Origin of the sequence: Roseiarcus sp. (genome assembly GCF_052145395.1) — a bacterium.
Taxonomy (GTDB): Bacteria; Pseudomonadota; Alphaproteobacteria; order Rhizobiales; family Beijerinckiaceae; genus Roseiarcus.
Genome location: NZ_JBKQOT010000006.1, coordinates 1 through 2,601, shown reverse-complemented (window position 1 = coordinate 2,601; position 2,601 = coordinate 1). Strand labels below are relative to the sequence as shown.

Here is a 2,601-nt window from a genome sequence, read left to right as displayed (position 1 = left end):
GCGCCCGCATTCCGCGGTGCTTGGCCGCGCGGACGGCGTGAGGGGCTATCACGACATCACCCGCTATCCGCAGGCGCGCCAATTGTCGGGCCTGCTGCTGTTTCGGTGGGACGCGCCGCTGTTCTTCGCGAATGCGGAGCTTTTCAAGGAGCGGGTTCTGGCCGCCGCTGCCGCCGCGCCGGGCAAGGTCACGTGGCTCGTCGTCGCCGCCGAGCCGGTTACGAGCGTCGACGTGACGGCCGCCGATTCCCTCGTCGAGTTAGACGACACACTGCGCGACAAGGGAACAAAGCTGTGTTTTGCGGAGCTCAAAGACCCCGTGAAGGACAAGCTGAAGCGGTTTGGACTATTCGAGAGGATCGGCGAGGCGTTCTTCTTCGCGACCATCGGCGCCGCCGTCGATGAATATCAGGCGACGCACAAGGCCGAATGGATTGTGGGCGCGGACGGCGCTGGGGAGCGCCCGTAGCTATGCGCTGTCGGATGCAGCGTAGCCTGGCGCACGCCCAGGTCGATTTGAGTGTCGCCACTCAAATGCTGAAGATAGCCCATGATCAGCGGCTGCCGTCCGGACCGAACGGAGTTTTCGCATGCCCCGTTCGCGCCGCGCATCCGGGGTTACGGGTCGCGCATCAACCGCCTGATAGCGAAGCCTTGTTCCCTTGAACGGCTTGCGCATAGCTTCCCTGCTTGTCCTGTTACATCGTCGTCGAACCGGTAGCTCGACTCCTGCGACGACGGAATGATGAGGAACATCGTCTTGACCACAAGGCCAATCACACGTCGTATGCCGACCATGCGTTGGCCATGCCATTCGTCACATCGTGACGTTTCGCTTCGCGATGCGCCGATTCCGCAAGGCGGCCTTGAGGCGCTGAGATAATATGAACTCACAATGAAAATCTCTCGAAAGATACGACAGCCGCGGGAGAACGAGATAAAACTCTTGGAGTTGCTTGCTTCAGGACCCTGCGCGCTTGACTCCGGACCTGTTGGCAGATGCTCAAGCCGCGGATGGATCCGTTACATTGCACTGGATGAATCCAAGCGCGGCATCTACGCCCTAACGCCGTCCGGGCATGCTCAACTTGATGAACATTGGAGCAGCAAGCCAATTCCGGCTGAAGGACAAGATTGCAGCGCCCCTCAAGCAAAAGGTCGCGCTCGAGAGCCTTGAGATGGTTCGGCAAGCCGCCTTCAGCGGCGAGCGGTCGGTCAGCGATTCGGACGTACAGTCGAACATGACCGACTAGGAGGCTGTCTGAGAAATCGCTGAGAGGCTAGCGTTTTCGGGGCGAATCGGATTCTGCTTGGGCATGGGCAAGCGCTATCGCCCCTGGAAGATCGACGAGCCGATGCTGTTGCCGGCGACGGTTCAGGAGTTCGTCGAGAAGGATCACCTGGCGCGGTTCGTTCTGCACCTGGTGGTCGAGGAGATCGATCTCGACGCGATCGAGCGGGTCTACCGGGTCGATCGCGGGCAGCCTCCGTTCGATCCGGCGATGATGACGGTGCTCTTGCTCTACGGCTACTGCAACGGGATCTACTCGTCGCGGCGGATCGCCAAGGCCTGTCGCGAACGCGTCGACTTCATGAGCATCGTCGGCCTCGACCCCCCTGATTTCCGCACAATCTCGGAGTTCCGCAAACGTCATCTGAACGCGCTGTCGGGGCTTTTCGGCCAGGTGTTGCGCCTGTGCGAGCGGGCCGGGCTGGTCAAGCTCGGCCACGTCGCGCTCGACGGGACGAAGATCAAGGCCAACGCCTCCAAGCACAAAGCGATGGGCTATGAGCGGATGACCAAGCGGGCGGAGGAGCTGGAGGCCGAGGTCGCGGGCTGGATGGACGCCGCGGCGGCTGCGGATGCGAAAGAGGACGCCGCCTTGGGGCGCGACAAGAGCGGCGAAGAGATGCCGAAGTGGGTCGCCGACAAGAAGCGGCGCGCCGAGAAGATCCGCGCCGCCAAGGCCGAACTGGAGGCTGAGGCGAGAGCCGCCGCCGAGGCCGAGCGCAAAGCGCGGGCCGAGGCGGAGAAGGAACGGGAAGCCGAAGGCCGCAAGAAACCCGGAAGACCCGCCGCCCCGCCCTCAGAAGCCCCCGACCCGAAAGCGCAGAAGAACTTCACCGATCCCGAGAGCCGCATCATGAAGACCAACGCCTACATCGCCGCCGGACGCGCCAAGCATCCGACCGACGGCGAAGGCGGAGGCAAACGCGTGGCGGACATGCGCGAGAAGCTCAAGGCCCGCAGCTTCCGTCAGTTCCTCATGCGCGGGCTCGACAAGGTCGCCCACGAATGGGGCCTCGTCTGCCTCGCCCACAACATGCTCAAGCTCGCCCAAGGGCGGAGTCTGTCCGCCGCCAAGCTCGCAGCCGCCTGAACCCCGAAAACCCGACCAAACCAAACAAACCCGCACCCCAAGCCGATAATTCTCGCCAATCCGCCCGCGCCGCCGGACACTATCTGGACGGGCTCCTAGCCCGCATTATGCGCCGCGGGTTGGCGGGAGTAGCCTAAGCAACTGATTTTGCGTAGAATCTGGTTATCGAAGCCGATTCGCGCAGTTTCAGGTGAGCCACCCCCGCCATGAACAATTCTAT

General features: G+C 62.7%; 3 protein-coding genes. All 3 read left to right on the top strand.

Annotated elements, in window-relative coordinates; genetic code table 11:
* The coding region (locus ACLP25_RS00255; RefSeq protein ID WP_442467246.1) for an STAS domain-containing protein at window positions 1-469 on the top strand (469 nt) is incomplete at its 5' end.
* Between the two features lie 610 nt (window positions 470-1,079).
* Complete coding sequence (locus tag ACLP25_RS00250; protein WP_442467245.1) at window positions 1,080-1,253, top strand: hypothetical protein; 174 nt, start codon at window positions 1,080-1,082, stop codon at window positions 1,251-1,253.
* 63 nt (window positions 1,254-1,316) lie between these two features.
* On the top strand, window positions 1,317-2,381 hold the full coding sequence (locus tag ACLP25_RS00245; RefSeq protein WP_442467244.1) for a transposase: 1,065 nt from the start codon (window positions 1,317-1,319) through the stop codon (window positions 2,379-2,381).
* The last annotated feature ends 220 nt before the right edge of the window (window positions 2,382-2,601 follow it).

Bases quoted from the DNA above. Each gene is read 5' to 3' on its own strand.
- ACLP25_RS00250 (WP_442467245.1), top strand. From the start codon at position 1,080: ATGCTCAACTTGATGAACATTGGAGCAGCAAGCCAATTCCGGCTGAAG.
- ACLP25_RS00245 (WP_442467244.1), top strand. From the start codon at position 1,317: ATGGGCAAGCGCTATCGCCCCTGGAAGATCGACGAGCCGATGCTGTTG.